The organism is Rhodopila sp. (assembly GCF_965276935.1).
GTDB lineage: Bacteria > Pseudomonadota > Alphaproteobacteria > Acetobacterales > Acetobacteraceae > Rhodopila.
Window position 1 is genome coordinate 652,241 of record NZ_CBDIBS010000004.1, and the last position, 16,978, is coordinate 669,218.

Sequence of the window (16,978 nt, forward strand, 5' to 3'; positions counted from 1 at the left end):
TCAAAGCGTAGTCTGTGGAGCGACGACCCCGGCAAGTATGATGCCCGCTACGACAGGATGGCCGCGAAGGGCATCAGACGGGCAACCAGGCAACGCCCGGCGCGGCGATAAAGGCCGAAGCCGCCGTGTCTTCAGCATGCCGAACGCCGACGGCGCGCTTTCAGCAGCATGGCGCATTTGGAGGTGCCTTGTTAGTTTGGCTGGATCACGCCTGCATCCCATGCACCTGAAGCCTTCTCTCGCGTCGTCATCGACGCTCGGCTTCGGGATGCGAAATGGGACCTAACCGATGGGCGATCGTTATAATGCGTACATGGTCTCTCTGATCGCACCATCAAGTAGCGTCGTTTGCCTTTGACTATGGACGGCCGCCCTGCATTGCTCCGGCAATGGGCGGCAGGGCGGCCTATGGCAGGCATCAATGCCGAATTTGTCCACCACTTCCTGGTCACCCTTGCCTCCTCGGCCATACTAACCGAACCTGCGGGAGTTCAAGGAAAGGGAACCGCTCATGGCAACCACCTCCCCCCTACGCGAGGCAGCCGCCCTTACCGGCATCGGTGAAACCCAATACCTCCGCGGCACCGACCGCACCGCGCTGTCACTGCAACTCGAAGCCTCGCTGAACGCCATCCGCGACGCTGGCCTGAAGCCGTCCGATATCGACGGCCTGATCCCTTACGGCCACGGCGCGGTCGCCGAGGACTTCATCACCAACTTCGGCATCAAGGACCTACGGTTTTCAGCCACCACCCCAATGGGCGGCGCCTCCGCAGTTGCCGCCATCCAGTGCGCGCTCGCCGTCATCAACGCCGGCCTCTGCCACCACGTCCTGCTCTCGCTCGGCCGCACCGGGTACTCCGGCGGCCGCATCGGCACACGCGTGCAACAGATGCCGCAGTTCCGCGTCATCGGCGAGTTCGAGATGCCGCTGGGCGCGATCGCTCCGGCGCAGCTCTATGCCCCCATGGCCCGCCGCCACATGGAGCTTTACGGCACCACCTCCCGCCAACTGGCGGAGATCGCCGTCACCACGCGCTACCACGCTTCTTTACAGCCGAACGCGACAATGAAGAAGCTGATCAGCATCGAGGACCACCAGGCCTCCCGCATGATTTCCGACCCATTGCGGCTGCTGGACTGCTCACTGGAAAGCGACGGCGGCGCGGCGGTGGTGATCAGCGCACCTGACCGCGCGCGAGACCTGGCGCAGCGCCCGATCGTCGTGATGGGAGTGGCGGAGGGCCATCCCGATTCACCCTCCGCCATCACCCAGCGGCCCGACCTGACGACACTCGGCCTCGCCAAGGCGGCGCCAAAAGCCTTCGCCATGGCCGGCCTAAGGCCCGCCGATATCCAGGTGGCCGAAGTGTACGACTGCTTTACCTACATCGTGCTGTGCCAACTCGAGGACCTGGGCTTCTGCCGCAAGGGCGAAGGCGGCGGCTTTGTCGAGAACGCTGCGCTGCGCCTGGACGGCCACCTGCCGGTGAACACCCATGGCGGACTGCTGTCGCAGGCGCACATGGCCGGGATGAACCACATCATTGAACTGGCGCGCCAGTTGCGAGGCCAGGCGGCGGCGCAGGTGCCGGACGCCGAGGTCGGCCTAGTGACCGGCTACGGCGACATGGGCGACGGCGCCGTGGCGATCATGCGGAGGGCCTAAGCGGTGAACGAGTACGACAAGCTGCTGCCGTCACCTTCGCCGGAGACGCAGCCATATTGGGATGGCCTGAATGACCACCGCCTGCGGCTGCAGCGCTGCGCCGACTGCGGCAAGGTGCGGCACTATCCAAGGCCGGTCTGCGATGCATGTTGGTCAATGAATACTGAGTGGATTGATGCCGAAGGGCGCGGCACGTTGCATAGCTGGACGGTGACGCATCACGCATTTCATCCAGGGTTCAAGCGAGACCTGCCCTATGTGCTGCTGACGGTCGATCTGCCGGAAGGCGTGCGGATGAACGCCCAGGCGCGCGGTATCGACCCGGCCGCGCTGCGGGTCGGGCTTCCGGTGGTGGTGGCATTCGAGCCGGTCAAGCCGGGGCTGACGCTGCCGGTGTTCCAGACCGAGTAGCGGTCACGGTCGCGCCTGCCGCCTTGTTGCCGTCAAGCGCCCGCGATGCTCAGAAACCGATCTTTCGCGCCATGGCATCCCGATCCTCGGCGCCCGCCGCGGGCGCGTAAGGACGACCGGTGGAAAGATCGAAGATCTCCACGACATTGTCGGCATTTTCCCGCAGAATGGCGCGGGCGCGGGCCTCGGCCTCATCCGAGGTCTCGAAGCGACCGCTTGCCTGGCCGTCAATCCGCAATTCATAGGGCATTGTCGCGTGTCCTCTCGTTAATACCTTGCATTGATTGCGACTTGCCGGAGCTGCTCGGCGTGTTTACGAAGTTCCTCCAGCCGCTGCTCAAGCATGGAGGCGCTATGGTTGCGGCCGCCGGCACGCGCCTCCTGCGCCATTCGTTCGGTCAAGGTCGCGCGCTCCTGCACGATACGCAGCGCGACCATGATCGCTTGCTCGGTTGGACCGGACTGCTGCTGGTCAAGGATCTCTGCGGTGAAGCCATGTCCGGTCTGGCAACGGAACCGCAGGGGTGGCTTGCTCTGTAGTTCCGACAGCACGCCGCCACATGCGGGGCAGGTCAGGGCCACCGGATCGGCGATCTTCCGGATCGCCGGCGTATCCAGTGCGGTGCCAAGTGCGATGGCCACCTCAAGCGCGATATCGGGCGGAATTGGCACGGCTGCGCCGGCCGGCTCACGCGCCAGCCGAGTAAGCAGGCCGCCGAATTCCACTGTACGGGCCCGGTAGTCCACATCGCAGGCCCGCAGCGCGCTGAGCGGCATCTCGTCAGCCCGCGCATCGGATGGATTCTGCACCACTGCGACGCCGCCGCATCGCTTGATCGCCGCTAGCCCGGCCGAACCGTCATTCAACATGCCGCTGAGCAGAACGCCGATGACCTGAGGGCCGTGACTGATCGCGGCGGAGCGAAACAGCGGATCGATCGCTGGGCGGGTCATGTTCTCCCTCGGGCCACGGCCGAGCCGGATCTGGTCGGTCATGACAAGAAGGTGATGGTCGGCGGGTGCGACGGTAATGGTGCCGCGCTCGATCGGTGCTTCATCCACTGCCATGATGGCGCGCAACGGACCACGCCGATCCACAATCCCAGCCAGCAGGTCGTTGCCGCTCGAACCAACATGAACGACAACGAACACTGCGGCCGCCAGATTGGCGGGGAAATTGGCGCAGATCTCCGCCAACACCTCAATCGCTCCGGTCGAGCCACCAATGACGATGATGTCGCGCATAGCCTTGGCGTTAGCTGGCCTTGCCGAAGCCTTTCATCACGTCGGCCATGCTGCCGTAGTCCTGGTTCGGCATCTGCTCAATTTCCCGCAGCACCTCCTGTTCGGCGTGATTCTGCCTGGCGTGGCGCAGCAGGTCGTCACGCTTTGCCGGAAAGTCGATCCCCTTGAGGAAATGCGTAATGTTTACGGGCGAATGTCCGCCGCCAGATTGGGCCATGTTCAGTCTCCTGTTGCCGCATGAGTGAGAGCGTATCGCAGTGTCCAAGCAAAGACGCCGTGGCGGCCATGAAGTTCGGCCCGCATGATTAAATCTCTCGCGATAACGCTTGAGCGGCTTTAGATCGCAGCTTTGACATCCTCGCTGCGGCAGCGGTGGCACCGGTCTTGCTTGTTTATCCGTGTAACGAGCGGAGGTTATCATGGCCAGTGCAACAGCCTTTCCGGTGCAACGGGGGGAACTGACAGGAGTTGGCCTGGAGCCTGGACTCTACAACGCTGATCTGGCCCCGGTGCCACTTGAACGGCGCGACTGGACTTGGGTCAACATGTCCACGGTGTGGATGGGCATGGTTCATAACGTCGTTGCATACGAAACCGCGGCCGGTCTCATGGCGCTCGGCATGAACGCCTGGCAGGCGATCGCGGCCACGGCGATCGCCTACTTTGTGCTGTTTTTCGCCATGTGGTTCAACGCGGTTTCCGGCACGCGATACGGCCTGCCGTTCTGCGTGCTAATACGCTCATCATTCGGCCCGCGCGGTGCACAGCTTCCAGTCCTGGTGCGCGGCTTCGTTGCCATTTTCTGGTTCGCCGTGCAGGGCTATGCCGGCAGTGAAGCGATCGACGCCATCCTGGGCACGCTCTGGCAGCCTTGGACAACATTCACCCTGTCCATTCTGGGCCTGTCCCTGCACGGCTGGATTTCGGTGGCATTGTTCTGGCTACTGCACGGCTGGATTGTCAGCCACGGCGTGCATCGGATTCGCAACTTTGAACTGGTGGCGGGGCCGTTAGTAATCATCGTGGGCGTGATGGCAACCATCTGGGGGTTGCGCGTTGGCCATGGCCTCGGGCCCTTGTTCAGCCAGCCCTCGCATCTGGCCGGCAGCAAGGGCTGGATGATCTTCGCCACCGGCGTTACCGGCCTGCTCGGCACCTGGTGCACCTTTGCCGTGAACATTCCCGATCTTTCGCGCTTTGTCCGCTCCGAACGCGACCAGGTGCTCGGTCAACTGATCGGCCTGCCGATTACCGCCGTTGTCTTCACGCTGATGAGCGTCATCGTGACGTCGGCGACAGTGATCGTCTTCGGCAAGCCGATCTGGGACCCGGTAGCGCTGCTGCTGGCGATTGGTCACCCAGCGATTCTCATCTTCGGCGGCATCACAATCGTCGTCGCCACACTCTCGGTGAACGTTGCGGCCAACATCATGCCAGCGTGTTATGACCTGGTGAACTTGTTCCCGAGGCGGCTGAACTTCGGTAGCGCGGGCATCGCCGTGCTGGTGATCGGGTTGCTGTTCTTCCCCTGGCTCTGGTTCAAGAACGCGGACAGCATCTTCAAGGTCCTCAGCGCGATCGGCGGCGTGCTTGGTCCGGTCACAGGCATCATGCTGGCGGACTACTTCGGCCTGCGCCACCAGCACTACGACGTGCCTGACCTCTACCTGTACGATGGGCGCTATGCCGCGTCCGGCGGCTGGAACTACGCCGGGATCACAGCCTTCGTAATCGGCGGCCTTGCGGCGTTGAGCGGGCTTTTCGTGCCGGTGCTGGCGTCGCTATATGCCTTTTCATGGTTCATCGGCGTGGCGGTCGGCGCGATCGTCTATCTGACGCTGTCACGGGCGTCATCCACGGCGTAATATCAACCACTGGCAGAAAGATCCAACCCTTCCGCGCCTCCGATTGTTATGAGCGGGCGACCGGTCAATTCTTCTGGCGGCGGTATAACCTGGCGAGCGTCGTATTGGACCGGATTTCACCATGTCGCTGATCTATCTGATCGCGGGCGAACAGAGCGGCGATGTCCTGGGCGGACGTCTGATGCATGCGATCAAGACGCGGCGGCCCGACATGGCTTTCGCCGGCATCGGCGGAGCAGCCATGGCGGCACAAGGGCTGGTCAGCCTGTTCCCGATCCGCAACCTGTCGCTGATGGGCCTGCTGGAGATCGTTCCGCGGCTCCTTCAGCTTAAGGCTTTGTTGCGGCGGACGGTGGCCGACATTGAAGCACGCCTGCCGGACGTCGTGGTGACCATCGACTCACCAGGCTTCACACTGCGGGTGCTGCGTGCGTTGCAGCCGACGTCACTGCGGCGGGCGCATTATGTCGCGCCGCAGGTCTGGGCATGGCGCGAAAGTCGAGTGAAGCACTATCCGGGGCTGTGGGACACGTTGCTGTGCCTGTTGCCGTTTGAACCGGCGTTCTTCGCGGGTCATGGTCTGCCCGCGCGGTTCGTCGGCCATCCGGTGCTGGAAAGCGGGGCAGAGACCGGCAACGCCGATCGATTCCGCTCTGTTCATGCGGTTCCGGCGGAGGCCAAGGTCGTCACGATCATGCCGGGCAGCCGCCAGACCGAGGTTTCCCGCCTGCTGCCGATCCTGGAGGAAACGCTGCGGCGGCTGCCGGATCGGATCGTGCCGGTGGTGCCTCTCGCGGGTCCCGTCGAGGCTGTCGTCCGACAGCGGACCACATCCTGGCCGATCCGGCCGATCCTGGTTACCGGTGCGGCGGCCAAGCATGACGCGTTCGCGGCTTCTACCGCCGCACTGACCAAGTCGGGGACATCGAGCCTGGAACTGGCACTGGCGAACGTGCCGATGCTGGTGACCTATCAGGTAAACCCGCTGTCGGCGTGGATCGCCATGCGGTCGGTACGTGTTAAGTATGCATCGTTGTTGAACTTGCTGCTGGACCGCCCAGTGGTGCCGGAACTGCTACAACAGAACAGTCGCCCAGCCCTGCTTGCCGACACGTTGCACCGGCTGCTGAACGATCCAGCGGCCGTGGCAGAGCAGCGCCAGGGATTTGCGGAGGCCCTAGCGATGCTACGGCCGGCGGCTGGCACGCCTTCGGAATATGCCGCGGAGGCCGTGCTGTCGATGATGCAGTAGAATGGTGAAACAGCGGTCATGAACGGGCGGTCCGCGTCGTAAGCTGCTTGACCTTGCAGGCGGTGTCGGAGTTCTACGCCGCGGCCACCCGCAAGGGCATAGTGCCGCGCCAGCACGCGGCTACGATGAGCCCCGCCTGGTTGGCCATGTTTTCGATTGTCTGCGCGTCCGCAGCCTCGGCCGCGTCGGCCTTTGAACACGTTCTCGCCGGCCGGACGTCCTATTGGGATGGACTGCTGATCGCGACCGCCGCGGAGGCCGGATGTTCGTTGATCCTGACCGAAGACATGACCGATGGCATGGTCTTGAGCGGGGTGCGGGTAATCAACCCCTTCGCCAATGGCGGGTTGTCAGCAACAGCCGAACGCCTGCTGTCGTCCGAGTAGCCGATCGCTACGCCAGCGCCGCCCGCACCGCCGCCAGCGCCTCATCCGCCCGGGCGCCGTCCGGGCCGCCCGCCTGCGCCAGATCCGGTCGTCCGCCGCCGCCCTTGCCGCCTACCGAGGCGGACGCCGCCCGCACCAGATCCACCGCATTGACACGCTTCGTCAGGTCGGGCGACACCGCGACCACGATACTGGCCTTGCCCTCCGCCGTGGAGACCAGCGCCACCACGCCCGAGCCCTGCTGCTTGCCGATCGCATCCGCCAGCCCTTTCAGGTCGCGCGCCGGCACCTCGCCCAGGTTGCGGGCCGACAGCTTGATCCCGCCGATGTCCTCAGCCACCGCGGCGTCGCCGCCGGTGGCGAGTTTCTTCTGCAACTCCGTGACCTGACGTTCCGCCTTGCGCAAATTCTCCTGCAGCGCAGCGATCCGGTCCGGCACCTCGGCCGGCGCCGTGCGCAGTGCGCCGGCGGCGTCGTTCAGGCGGGCCTGAGTCTCGGCTACCAAGGCTTCGGCGGCGGCGCCGGTGACCGCCTCGACCCGCCGCACGCCGGCGCCGACCGCGGCTTCCCCAACGATGCGGAAGTAACCGATGTCGCCGGTGCGGCGGACATGCGTGCCGCCGCATAGCTCGATCGACCAGGCCGCCTTGTTGCCCTCTGGCGCGCCCATCGCCACGACACGGACCTCCTCCCCGTACTTCTCCCCGAACAGCGCCATCGCGCCGAGTTCCACCGCGGCGGCTGGCGTCATCAGCCTTGTGGTCACCTCGCTGTTCTCGCGGATGCGGCTGTTCACCTCGGCCTCCACCCCGTGCAGTTCGTCGGCGGTGATCGGGCGCGGCTGGCTGACGTCGAAGCGCAGCCGGTCGGGTGCGTTCAGGCTGCCCTTCTGCGCGACATGCGTGCCGAGCCTGCGTCGCAGCGCCTCGTGCAGCAGGTGGGTGGCGGAGTGATGCGCGCGGATCGCGGTGCGGCGGGCGTGATCGACCGCGGCGAGCACCGGCGTGCCAACCCTGGCCTCTCCACTTTCTACCCGCCCGAGATGGATGAACAGATCGCCAAGTTTCTTCTGCGTATCGGTGACCCGGAGACGCAGCCCGTTTGGGCCGGTGATGACGCCGGTATCGCCGACTTGGCCGCCGCTTTCGCCGTAGAACGGCGTCTGGTTCAGCACCACCGTGACATCGGTTTCGGACCCGGCCGCTGCCACCCGCATCCCACCCTGAACAATCGCCAGAATTTCGGCCTCGGCGGCTTCAGTGGCATAACCGAGGAACTCGGTTGCGCCGGTCTGCTCCTTGATCTCGAACCAGACCTGCTCGGTCGCCGCCTCGCCCGATCCGGACCAGGCGGCGCGGGCACGGGCACGCTGGTCCCGCATCGCCGCCTCAAACCCCTCCATATCCACCGCTCGGCCTTGTTCGCGCAGCGCGTCCTGCGTCAGGTCAATGGGGAAGCCGTAGGTGTCGTAGAGGCGGAAGGCGATCTGTCCGGGCAACGCCTGCCGATCACCGAGGTGTTCGGTTTCCTCGGCCAGCAGGTGCAGGCCGCGTTCCAGCAATTGCTTGAAGCGGGTCTCCTCCAGCTTCAACGTCTCCTGGATCAGCGCCTCCGCCCGCACCAGTTCGGGATAGGCGGTACCCATCTGGCGCACCAGGGCGGGGACCAACCTATACATCACCGGCTCCGTCGCCCCCATCAAGGTGATGTGGCGCATGGCGCGGCGCATGATCCGGCGCAGCACGTAGCCCCTGCCCTCGTTCGACGGCAGCACGCCGTCGGCGATCAGGAAGGCGGAGCTGCGCAGATGGTCGGCGACGACCCGGTGGCTGACCTTGAACGGGCCGTCCGGCTCCTGACCGGTCGCCTCGGCGCTGGCCAGGATCAGCGCGCGCAAGGTATCGGTATCGTAGTTGTCGTGCTTGCCCTGCAGGATGGCGGCGAACCGCTCCAGCCCTAGGCCGGTGTCGATCGACGGCCTCGGCAGCGGCACGCGGATGCCGGGCGGCCCTTCGTCATACTGCATGAACACCAGGTTCCAGATCTCAATGAACCGGTCGCCGTCTTCCTCCGCGCTGCCAGGCGGGCCGCCGGGGATCGAGGGGCCGTGGTCGTAGAAGATCTCGCTGCATGGGCCGCAGGGGCCGGTGTCACCCATGCGCCAGAAGTTGTCGGCCGTGGCAATGCGGATGATCCGGCTGTTCGGCAGGCCGGCGACCTTGCGCCAGATGGCGGCGGCATCGTCGTCTTCCGAATAGACGGTGACCAGCAGCCGGTCCTTGTCCAACCCGAAATCGCGCGTGAGAAGTTCCCAGGCGAACGGAATGGCGTCCCCCTTGAAGTAATCGCCGAAACTGAAATTGCCGAGCATCTCGAAAAAGGTGTGATGGCGGGCGGTGTAGCCGACGTTGTCCAGATCGTTGTGCTTACCTCCTGCCCGCACGCATTTCTGCGCGGTGGTGGCACGCACGTACGGCCGGCGTTCCTGCCCGGTGAAGACGTTCTTGAACTGCACCATGCCGGAGTTGGCGAACATCAGGGTTGGGTCGTTGCGCGGCACCAGCGGCGAGCTTTCCACCACCGCATGGCCCTGGCGGGCAAAGTAGTCGAGGAAGGTGGCGCGGATGTCGTTGCTGCTGACCATGGCGGGCGGCGTTGTCCCAGGATGTCATTCGATGCGATGGACGTAGCGCACGACAGGCGCGCTGTCACGGGTATGCCCAAGGGGTCGGGTGCCATCCGGCGCGGGCGGGCGCCGGTCACGCGTGATCTGGAAACGGGTTGGCCTGCTCCGGTTTGAATGGCGGCGACGGGTGGCGGACCCACGTCCAGTACCCGGATCAGGAAGTTCGTGGCCGCGCGGCGCAGCTAAGCAATAATATTTTCCTTGTATTTTACCGCACGACAGCTTCACAGTCCATACTGCCGGCCCAGGAAACCACGCCGGCGGCAAACGGCAAGACGGACAAAACCGTCCCCAATGTTCACAGAGAGCAAGACGTCAGTTCGGCGGCACTTGAAGGAACAATCACGTCCAGACGTACGATCCGGTATGGCAACAAAAATGCAGCCGGGCCAAGTCCCGATAGCGATCTATCAAGGTCGGCACCTTCGCACTGCCGCCCAGGCTGAATTCAGTCCGGAAGGATACCATGACAGCACCGACGCAGACCGCGAGCTACCAACTCGGGCACAAGCTCGACAGTGTTCCCTTCAGTCCTTATCACATGCTTCTCATTCTGGTGCTCGGCACCGTCGGCTTCGTCGAAGGCTACGATCTTGCCCTTGGCGGTTCGCTGATCGTCCTGGCGAAGGAGCCGCTGCATCTCGGCCAGGCTGATGTCCGCTGGCTCGTCGCTGGGCCGACGTTCCTGGTCGTCATCGGCGGCTTTACCGCCTCGGCGCTGTCCGACCGGTTAAGCCGCAAGCTGGTAATGCAGGCCGGCGTGATCATCAGCACATTTTTCACGCTGCTGATTCCGCTGGCGCAGAATGCTGAACAGCTCATTGTCCTCCGCCTAATCACCGGCATCGGAATGGGTTTCGCGATCCCGGCATCGTTCCCGATCGCAGCGGAACTGATGCCGGCGCAGCACCGGCGCACCTATGGCGCGATCTACGAGGTCATGCTGGCCAGTGCGTTCACGCTGCTGCCGTTCGTCGGCTACCTGCTGGCCGGCAACCCGATCGGCTTCCGCCTGATCGCCCTGCCTGGCGGCTTGGCGTTGGGTGTGGTGCCCCTGCTGGTGCATTACGCTATTCCGGAAAGTCCGCGGTGGTATCTGCTGAACGCGCGGCCACAGGCGGCTGTCGATGCGGTGAACCTGATGATCCGGCGATGCGGCAACCGCGTCACGGCGCTAACCCTGGCTGAGCTGGGCGCTGATCTGTCCATCGAGCGCGCGGCGCTTCCGCCGTTCCGGGCATTGTTCGCGCCCGAACAAATCCGGTGGACGGTGATCGGGACCCTCAGCGGCATCAGCGCCAGCGTGGCCTACTATACCTGCGCAATCCTGCTGCCCAAAGCCCTAGTCGACCAAGGCACCGCCGTCGCGCTGAGCTTTGGACTGAGTTCCGTGCTGTTCATGGCCAGCATTCCGGGCAAGCTGTTCACAGGATACCTTATGGAGGTCATCGGCCGCCGCTGGACGATCACCTATGCGCTGGCCGGTTCGCTTCCAGGCATCGCGCTGATGGCGGCGGCCCATCTGGCGGGTTCGGCGGCCGCGGTGGTATTTGTCGCCGGCGGCCTCATCACCGGCTTCACCGTGCTGTCGGCCTTTCCTTGCACGCGGGTCTATCTGTCGGAGCAGTTCCCCACCGCGTTACGGGGACGCGGGCACTTCTTCGGCGAATCGTCCGGACGGCTGATCGCCGGCGTGGTGTTCCCGCTGTTCATGGAGCGCTATACCAACTCGCCTGAGGCATTCTTCGGCATCCTGATGGTCGCGGTCGCGATCGGCGCCTTCGTGCCGCTGCTGTTCGGCCGGGAGACGGTGGGCCAACTGGAAAGCGTCACGCAAGAGACTCGCGTCGCGGCCTGGGGCCGCCGGAGCCGGCCGGCATTATGACAAAATCATGTTAACCGCCGTAAGTTCGGGCCAACAGCCACCGGTGCTCACCCGTCAGGGAGCGCCGGTCGTGCCGCCATCCGTTCCTTGCGGGGCTGTTCACGACAGAATCAGACAGGAGGCGCCGCGCGCGCCGCTCATACCGCCGAGCGCAGAGATCAACTGCTGTCCAGCCGGTGCGCGGGCAGTTGATTTCAGCGATCCAGCCGCGTAGTACTCCACCCACCTTGGCGTGACGGTGTTCCGCTTTGACCGCTTGTCGAGCCGGTTCAAGTTTGCGGCGCCGCTCGCCGCGCGCAGCTCAATGATAGAACCAGCGGCAGACTACCCTGTTATCCCACTCGCCCCATAGGGCCTGACACGCGCCCAATCCCGAGTTCCGCTTGACCGAATTCGGTTGGTGCCCCTTCTGTCCCACACGGGCTTCGTCCTAAAACCACACCTTGAGCGGCGTTGCGGCGGCGGTGGAAAGCAGAATGGTGTTCATCTGCCTGGCGAAGGTCTACTTAGGACGTGCTGTGCTTTAACATCCTTCTTTGGGTGAAGCGGACGCGGCGGCAGCCGGGTCAGACCCAACTTGCGCAGCCATTTGCCGACCGTCTGCTCGTGCACCGTCACCGAAAACCGCTCTGCCACCGCGTTGCGCAAGTCATCGCAGCGCCAACGAAGGTCAAATGTCGGGGATGTTTGTATTATTTCAGCAACGAACGAGACGAAACGCATGGCGGCCACGTGGGACTGTTTCGCAAAAGGATTAAACTCCAAGACTTAATTTCCGCGTGGAGCTTGATCGGCTCCTCGGTTCCCGCTCCGCCACGCGCGATCCGATGCAAAGCTCAGACGGCTCGGTGCGACTTGTAAAGGCTATGCGCCCGCGCCTCGAAGGCGCCCATCATGCGCATCGAGGCCTGATGGAACATCGTGTTGGCAACGTGGTCGAGAAGGTGGCTTTTGAACTGAAAGTCCACCGCGAAGTCGACCCGTGTGGCGTGTTCGGCTGGCGTGAACACCCACTGATTGGATAAATATTCGAGCGGCCCATCGACCGCCTTCACCATCACCTGATGCGGGCGGTTGAGATCGACGTGGCTGGTGAAGCTCTCGCGGAAAGGCCCGAAACCGATTTCGAGGTCGGCGACAATCAGCTTCGGCCCCGACTGGTGGATATGCGCGCCCTGGCACCATGGAATGAACCGCGGGTAATCCTTCACGTCCGCGACCATGTCAAACAGTTGGTCCGGCGTATAGGGCAACAGCTTGTGGTCTGTGTGACTTGGCATACCTGGACTCCGGTAATGTCCGTTCCATGCAAGGGGCTGCACGCTTGGCATCTGAACGACGCCCAAGCGTGTCGCCAGGCGTTATCAACCTTTGGGATCGCACATTCTAGACAATGGTCCAAATATAAACCACGCCAGCTGGAACCACGCCAGCCGGCGCAGGCTTCTATTAACGTGGTTTCCGATCAGGCGGCTCCACCTTCAACCCGCCATGGCTCAGCGGGTCCAGGTTGTTCCGAGCCATCTTCGCACCAACGGCTGGGGGCCGGGATGAAGGAACGGCGCTGCCTGACCGGAGCAAAAAATGCAACGACCAGCTGGATACTCCGATACCCATCGCTTTGCTTGGGGTAAAGCACGCTGCGGCCTCAGCGCCGCCACCTGCCTTGCCCCACGACAAGGCGCCGAACGCTGCGACGGCAAAAGGTCAGGATCTGGATCAAGAAACGCCGTCTTTGTCAGACGCCAAAGCGCGAGGCTATGCTTGAGGCCTGATCCGCTTAACCCATCGGGGCCAGCGGTCACCGACCGCATCAACAGGCCGAGTAGATGACCGCTTCAGACAACTTGCCGCAGCCGCACGAATGCTTCTTGCCAAGCGGGGACCCCCCATACATGACGAATTGAAGATCGAGCAACCTGATCGCCAGTTGCTTTATTCTCCTGGCCGGCGCGGGCGGTTGTCGACGCTTTTGCCTGCGCCTTGTAAACACCGTGATATCGGCATGACGAACGGGCGCCGGTCGGTGGCTGAAGCCTCTGGTTGGTTGACATCAAGAGCTTACTTGTAGATCAGCGTGGCGTTTGTCGCCGTGCGGCGCGCGCCTACAATGACAGCCGTCCGGTCAGCCCCGCCGCGGTCACCGCCAGCCGATCCCCGAACTGGCGAGGCCAGGCAATCTTGGGCCACCGCGCCAGATCCCGGCGCGCCAGCAATGCCGGCAGCGCCGCGGCAATCGCCGCCCGCGGTAGCGGCACCGCGCGGGCTTCGGCCAGAAATGCCTCTCCCTCCTCCGCCACCGCCTGCGACACGGCGCGGGCGGGCGCCGAAACAGGGTCTTGCATGAATGCCTCCGGCGTCAGTCCATGCCGTTCCAACACATCGCGCGGCAGCAGGCAGCGCTGCCTCGCGGTCAGGACGCTACTGGCCCGTAGTAACCCTGCCACGCCGTAAGCGGCCCCGAACGGCTGCAATACCGCCGGCGCCGGCGCGTCCAGCGCTCGCGCCGCCGCTACCGCCAGGCCGCCAGCCCCCGCCAGCAGCCACGTGCGCCACTCCTTGACCGTTTGAAAATCGCCGTATGCCTCGGATTCTCGCGCCTCGATCACCGGCAGCAGCAGCGCCGGGTCCAACTGGCCGGCGGCAATCGCCTCGGACAGCGGCGCAGCGACCTCGTGCCGGCGCGGCGTACCTTCGACTACCTCGCGCCACCATTGCAAGCGGATCAGCGCCAGCGGCGGCTCGCTCACCACCTCCCGGGCGCGCGCCAGCTCATGGTTGAAGGCATACAGGATCAGCAGCGCATCGCGGCGGGCCGGCGGCGCGAATAAAGCGGTCAGGAACCGATCCGGATCATGCCGGCGAACCAGCGCGGCAATTGCGTCGTTCATACCAATGCGTGGTGGCGACGTTCCTGCGGACTGGCAAGACGTCCAGACCAAAACTCATGGACCTGACCGATGGTTTGACCTCGCGGGAAGGCTGATCGGTTCCCCCATGGGTTGACGGGTCGCGAAGCTGGCCATAGCTAACCACCAAGGCTTTGCACGCACCGCGCTGACCGCAACGCATCGGAGGATATCATGGCTTTCGAACTACCTGCCCTGCCCTACAGCAAGACCGCCCTCGGCGCCAAGGACATGTGCGAGGAAACCCTCGACCTGCATCATGGCAAGCACCATCAGGCTTATGTCACCGCGTTGAACGGCTTTGTTGAGAAGGACAGCGCCCTGCAGGGCAAGTCGCTCGACGAGATCGTCAAGTCGACCGCCTCCGCCGGTGGTCCCGTGTTCAACAACGCTGGCCAACATTGGAATCACATCGTGTTCTGGCAGTGCATGAGCCCGAACGGCGGCAAGATCCCCGGCAAGCTGGAGTCGAAGATCACCTCCGACCTCGGCAGCGTGACGGCATTCAAGGATGCCTTCAAGGCCGCCGGCGTCAGCCAGTTTGGCTCCGGCTGGGCGTGGCTGGTGCTAGGCACCGACGGCAAGCTGAAGGTGACGAAGACGCCGAACGGGTCTAACCCACTAGCGACCGGCGAAGGCAAGGTGCTGCTGGGCTGCGACGTGTGGGAGCACAGCTACTACCTCGACTTCCGCAACCGCCGTCCGGACTACCTGCAGAACTGGCTCGATAATCTGGCCAACTACGAGTATGCCGAGGCCCAGCTATAAGGCGCGATCGCCTGAGCTCGACTTTCCGCAATTTATGCTGTGAGGCATAGTGTCTCCACGAAGCGTTGTAGCAATGGAGCGGGAATTTGCACGTGCTCGGTGTGCTGCCGGGACATGGAAAAACCCTCGGGCATCCAAAGCACGCGGCGAACGGCGGCGATCGCGTCGCTAAACGTTGGCTGGGATTTGTCGTACCAAACGGCGGTATGCGGCCGGACTGCGGTGTTCGCCGCTGGCATCAGCCCATGCGCCCAAACGGTGATCAGCGAGTACAACCCCAGCAGCGCCGGGGTGGTGCGCCGGATGGCCAGATCGGACCACTGCCGCTGGGTCTCGACGCCCAGATGTTGGCGGACCTCCTGGAAGGTGGTCTCGATCCGCCAGCGCAACACGAACCGACTGAGGATCGCCATGGGGTCAAGCGCGAGATCGGTGCACAGGAATGCCTGTGCGTCGCGCGCGCCGGTGGGATCGCGCACCAGCACCCAGCGGATCGGGGCGGGCGGCAGGCGGCAGCTGTACCAGACCGCGGTGCCGGAGATCGTGTCCAGCACGCGGGTTTGGCCGCCATACCATTCGGCCATCGTGACCCGTGTCCAGACGGTGGCGGGATCGGCCAGCACGGCGCTAAGTTTGGGCCGGCGTTGGCCTTTCAAGGCCGGCCGGCCGCGTTGGCCGGGTCGGCGCGCGGGGGCGGGTTCGAACAGGGCAGCATCCAGACGCAGCCGGGTGATCAGGCAGACATGGCGGCGCACCGCGGCGATCAGTTCCAGGGCGGCGAAGCTGCTGTCGGCGACCACCACCACACGCCGATCCGCCAGCCAGCGCTTGCTTTGCAGGATCGCCTGACGCGCCTGATCGGTCAGGGTCTTGTGCCGCCGGCCGTGCGCCTCGCTCCAGCGCACCGAGGGCGCCAGCACGGTCAGGAACGGCAGCGACCAGTGCCGGCCGGCGAAGGGCACCGCCAGCACGACGGCCAAGGACAACCAGCGCAGGCCGCTGGTCTTGACGAAGTGGCCACGCGACGAACGCACCGGGTCACGATAGATGCCGCGGGCCTCGATCTTGCGACCCCAGCGCCGCTCGATACTGTCGTCGATGGCAATGACCACCTCACCCTGCGGACCCAGCACCGCCAGCAGATGATGCAGCAGCCGGCGCGCCACGGCGCGGGCATCCCAGCGCGCCCGGTTGAGCGCCTCATGGTAGCGGCCGAAGCCAGGCTGCGCGGCCAGCCCCATGACGCGCAACGCCTGGCTGACGGTGCGTTTGCCGGGGGCCAGGACGGCGCCGGCAACCAGCACCAGGATGTGGTTCCAGACCGGGGCCGTGAAGCACGGGCGAAACGGGGCCAGCCATGTCAGCAGGATCGCGGGCACAGGGGAGACGACTGGGATGCGTTGGGTGCGCTTGGCGATCATCGCAGATATCCAAGCAAAACGCCCATGCCGCGCAAGAGCCCCGCGGCACAGATCGGACAATCCGCCAAGGGATCACGAAGGGATCACGACATCGCGCTGCGAAAGCGTCTATCGTGGGGCGCGATGGACGACGCAATCATTCAGCACATCGAGGCCTTCCGCTGCGCCAGAGGGACCTTATTGGCGGAACGACGCAACCGCGGCTACACACTCTACGATGCTAGATCCGGCGCACCGGTCGCGCGGCTGCGCGCAACGCCATCAAACAACAAGTTCGAAATTCTCTACTGGTCGCTCTGGAACGAGCGATGGACCGCCACAGGTCCGTTCGGCCGGACGATCCTGTCCCTCGATGAGGCGCTACCGTTTATCACTCACCAGGATATCTTCTGGGCCATGACATGATCGTCCAAACCTCCAAATTGCGGAAAGTCGAGCTGAGGCTGACCCGCCAAAAGGTATTAATCGCGCAAGAAAGCAA

16 protein-coding genes are annotated in these 16,978 nt (G+C 64.3%); 8 read left to right on the forward strand and 8 right to left on the reverse strand.

Annotated elements, in window-relative coordinates; genetic code table 11:
• The first annotated feature begins 511 nt into the window (after nt 1–511).
• Nucleotides 512–1,669 (forward strand): thiolase C-terminal domain-containing protein, encoded by a 1,158-nt coding sequence (locus tag ACQY4S_RS19335; RefSeq protein WP_428486842.1) that lies wholly within the window; start codon nt 512–514, stop codon nt 1,667–1,669.
• 3 nt (nt 1,670–1,672) lie between these two features.
• Nucleotides 1,673–2,080 (forward strand): Zn-ribbon domain-containing OB-fold protein, encoded by a 408-nt coding sequence (locus ACQY4S_RS19340; protein WP_428486844.1) that lies wholly within the window; start codon nt 1,673–1,675, stop codon nt 2,078–2,080.
• A 49-nt stretch (nt 2,081–2,129) separates the two neighbouring features.
• Here ACQY4S_RS19340 and ACQY4S_RS19345 read toward each other — a convergent pair whose 3' ends face one another.
• Genes ACQY4S_RS19345 through ACQY4S_RS19355 form a run of 3 tightly spaced genes read right to left on the reverse strand, consistent with a single transcriptional unit; the run spans nt 2,130 to nt 3,542 of the window.
• Complete coding sequence (locus ACQY4S_RS19345) at nt 2,130–2,330, reverse strand: hypothetical protein (RefSeq protein ID WP_428486845.1); 201 nt, start codon at nt 2,328–2,330, stop codon at nt 2,130–2,132.
• A 17-nt stretch (nt 2,331–2,347) separates the two neighbouring features.
• Nucleotides 2,348–3,325 carry a chemotaxis protein CheB gene (locus tag ACQY4S_RS19350; protein ID WP_428486846.1) on the reverse strand — a complete coding sequence of 326 codons (978 nt, stop codon included), beginning with the start codon at nt 3,323–3,325 and terminating at the stop codon, nt 2,348–2,350.
• A gap of 10 nt (nt 3,326–3,335) precedes the next feature.
• A complete protein-coding gene (locus tag ACQY4S_RS19355) occupies nt 3,336–3,542 on the reverse strand; it encodes a DUF2795 domain-containing protein (RefSeq protein WP_428486847.1) in 207 nt (68 codons plus the stop codon).
• Between the two features lie 202 nt (nt 3,543–3,744).
• Here ACQY4S_RS19355 and ACQY4S_RS19360 point away from each other — a divergent pair, with 202 nt between their 5' ends.
• The 3 genes from ACQY4S_RS19360 (at nt 3,745) to ACQY4S_RS19370 (ending at nt 6,828) form a co-directional block, all read left to right on the forward strand.
• Complete coding sequence (locus ACQY4S_RS19360; RefSeq protein ID WP_428486848.1) at nt 3,745–5,190, forward strand: NCS1 family nucleobase:cation symporter-1; 1,446 nt, start codon at nt 3,745–3,747, stop codon at nt 5,188–5,190.
• Nucleotides 5,191–5,311: 121 nt separating this feature from the next.
• The gene (gene lpxB / locus ACQY4S_RS19365; protein ID WP_428486849.1) at nt 5,312–6,442 is read left to right on the forward strand and encodes a lipid-A-disaccharide synthase; all 1,131 of its coding nucleotides are present in this window, start codon (nt 5,312–5,314) and stop codon (nt 6,440–6,442) included.
• A gap of 47 nt (nt 6,443–6,489) precedes the next feature.
• Nucleotides 6,490–6,828 (forward strand): hypothetical protein, encoded by a 339-nt coding sequence (locus tag ACQY4S_RS19370; protein ID WP_428486850.1) that lies wholly within the window; start codon nt 6,490–6,492, stop codon nt 6,826–6,828.
• A 7-nt stretch (nt 6,829–6,835) separates the two neighbouring features.
• On the opposite strand, the gene alaS is transcribed toward ACQY4S_RS19370, so the two are convergent.
• A complete protein-coding gene (gene alaS, locus ACQY4S_RS19375) occupies nt 6,836–9,472 on the reverse strand; it encodes an alanine--tRNA ligase (protein WP_428486851.1) in 2,637 nt (878 codons plus the stop codon).
• 508 nt (nt 9,473–9,980) lie between these two features.
• Here alaS and ACQY4S_RS19380 point away from each other — a divergent pair.
• A complete protein-coding gene (locus ACQY4S_RS19380; protein ID WP_428486852.1) occupies nt 9,981–11,399 on the forward strand; it encodes an MFS transporter in 1,419 nt (472 codons plus the stop codon).
• A gap of 483 nt (nt 11,400–11,882) precedes the next feature.
• Here ACQY4S_RS19380 and ACQY4S_RS19385 read toward each other — a convergent pair whose 3' ends face one another.
• The 3 genes from ACQY4S_RS19385 to ACQY4S_RS19395 all read right to left on the reverse strand — a co-directional run bounded on the left by ACQY4S_RS19385 (nt 11,883) and on the right by ACQY4S_RS19395 (nt 14,290).
• Nucleotides 11,883–12,122, reverse strand: coding sequence for a helix-turn-helix domain-containing protein (locus ACQY4S_RS19385; protein WP_428486853.1), 240 nt, complete (start codon nt 12,120–12,122; stop codon nt 11,883–11,885).
• A gap of 113 nt (nt 12,123–12,235) precedes the next feature.
• Nucleotides 12,236–12,679, reverse strand: coding sequence for a type II toxin-antitoxin system RatA family toxin (locus ACQY4S_RS19390; protein WP_428486854.1), 444 nt, complete (start codon nt 12,677–12,679; stop codon nt 12,236–12,238).
• An 825-nt stretch (nt 12,680–13,504) separates the two neighbouring features.
• Nucleotides 13,505–14,290 (reverse strand): squalene/phytoene synthase family protein, encoded by a 786-nt coding sequence (locus ACQY4S_RS19395; RefSeq protein ID WP_428486855.1) that lies wholly within the window; start codon nt 14,288–14,290, stop codon nt 13,505–13,507.
• A 192-nt stretch (nt 14,291–14,482) separates the two neighbouring features.
• On the opposite strand from ACQY4S_RS19395, the gene ACQY4S_RS19400 reads away from it, so the two are divergent.
• Nucleotides 14,483–15,076 (forward strand): superoxide dismutase, encoded by a 594-nt coding sequence (locus ACQY4S_RS19400; protein ID WP_428486856.1) that lies wholly within the window; start codon nt 14,483–14,485, stop codon nt 15,074–15,076.
• Between the two features lie 32 nt (nt 15,077–15,108).
• Here ACQY4S_RS19400 and ACQY4S_RS19405 read toward each other — a convergent pair whose 3' ends face one another.
• Nucleotides 15,109–16,497 (reverse strand): IS701 family transposase, encoded by a 1,389-nt coding sequence (locus ACQY4S_RS19405; protein WP_428485858.1) that lies wholly within the window; start codon nt 16,495–16,497, stop codon nt 15,109–15,111.
• Nucleotides 16,498–16,521: 24 nt separating this feature from the next.
• Between ACQY4S_RS19405 and ACQY4S_RS19410 the strand changes: the two genes are divergently transcribed.
• Nucleotides 16,522–16,902 carry a hypothetical protein gene (locus ACQY4S_RS19410; protein WP_428485857.1) on the forward strand — a complete coding sequence of 127 codons (381 nt, stop codon included), beginning with the start codon at nt 16,522–16,524 and terminating at the stop codon, nt 16,900–16,902.
• Nucleotides 16,903–16,978: the final 76 nt, after the last annotated feature.

What these genes read in the sequence shown, in the direction of transcription:
- ACQY4S_RS19335 (WP_428486842.1), top strand. Translation starts at nt 512, where the DNA reads ATGGCAACCACCTCCCCCCTACGCGAGGCAGCCGCCCTTACCGGCATC.
- ACQY4S_RS19395 (WP_428486855.1), bottom strand. Translation starts at nt 14,290, where the DNA reads ATGAACGACGCAATTGCCGCGCTGGTTCGCCGGCATGATCCGGATCGG.
- ACQY4S_RS19410 (WP_428485857.1), top strand. Translation starts at nt 16,522, where the DNA reads ATGCCGCGCAAGAGCCCCGCGGCACAGATCGGACAATCCGCCAAGGGA.
- ACQY4S_RS19400 (WP_428486856.1), top strand. Translation starts at nt 14,483, where the DNA reads ATGGCTTTCGAACTACCTGCCCTGCCCTACAGCAAGACCGCCCTCGGC.
- ACQY4S_RS19350 (WP_428486846.1), bottom strand. Translation starts at nt 3,325, where the DNA reads ATGCGCGACATCATCGTCATTGGTGGCTCGACCGGAGCGATTGAGGTG.
- alaS (WP_428486851.1), bottom strand. Translation starts at nt 9,472, where the DNA reads ATGGTCAGCAGCAACGACATCCGCGCCACCTTCCTCGACTACTTTGCC.
- ACQY4S_RS19355 (WP_428486847.1), bottom strand. Translation starts at nt 3,542, where the DNA reads ATGGCCCAATCTGGCGGCGGACATTCGCCCGTAAACATTACGCATTTC.
- ACQY4S_RS19390 (WP_428486854.1), bottom strand. Translation starts at nt 12,679, where the DNA reads ATGCCAAGTCACACAGACCACAAGCTGTTGCCCTATACGCCGGACCAA.
- ACQY4S_RS19385 (WP_428486853.1), bottom strand. Translation starts at nt 12,122, where the DNA reads ATGCGTTTCGTCTCGTTCGTTGCTGAAATAATACAAACATCCCCGACA.
- lpxB (WP_428486849.1), top strand. Translation starts at nt 5,312, where the DNA reads ATGTCGCTGATCTATCTGATCGCGGGCGAACAGAGCGGCGATGTCCTG.
- ACQY4S_RS19405 (WP_428485858.1), bottom strand. Translation starts at nt 16,497, where the DNA reads ATGATCGCCAAGCGCACCCAACGCATCCCAGTCGTCTCCCCTGTGCCC.
- ACQY4S_RS19380 (WP_428486852.1), top strand. Translation starts at nt 9,981, where the DNA reads ATGACAGCACCGACGCAGACCGCGAGCTACCAACTCGGGCACAAGCTC.
- ACQY4S_RS19360 (WP_428486848.1), top strand. Translation starts at nt 3,745, where the DNA reads ATGGCCAGTGCAACAGCCTTTCCGGTGCAACGGGGGGAACTGACAGGA.
- ACQY4S_RS19345 (WP_428486845.1), bottom strand. Translation starts at nt 2,330, where the DNA reads ATGCCCTATGAATTGCGGATTGACGGCCAGGCAAGCGGTCGCTTCGAG.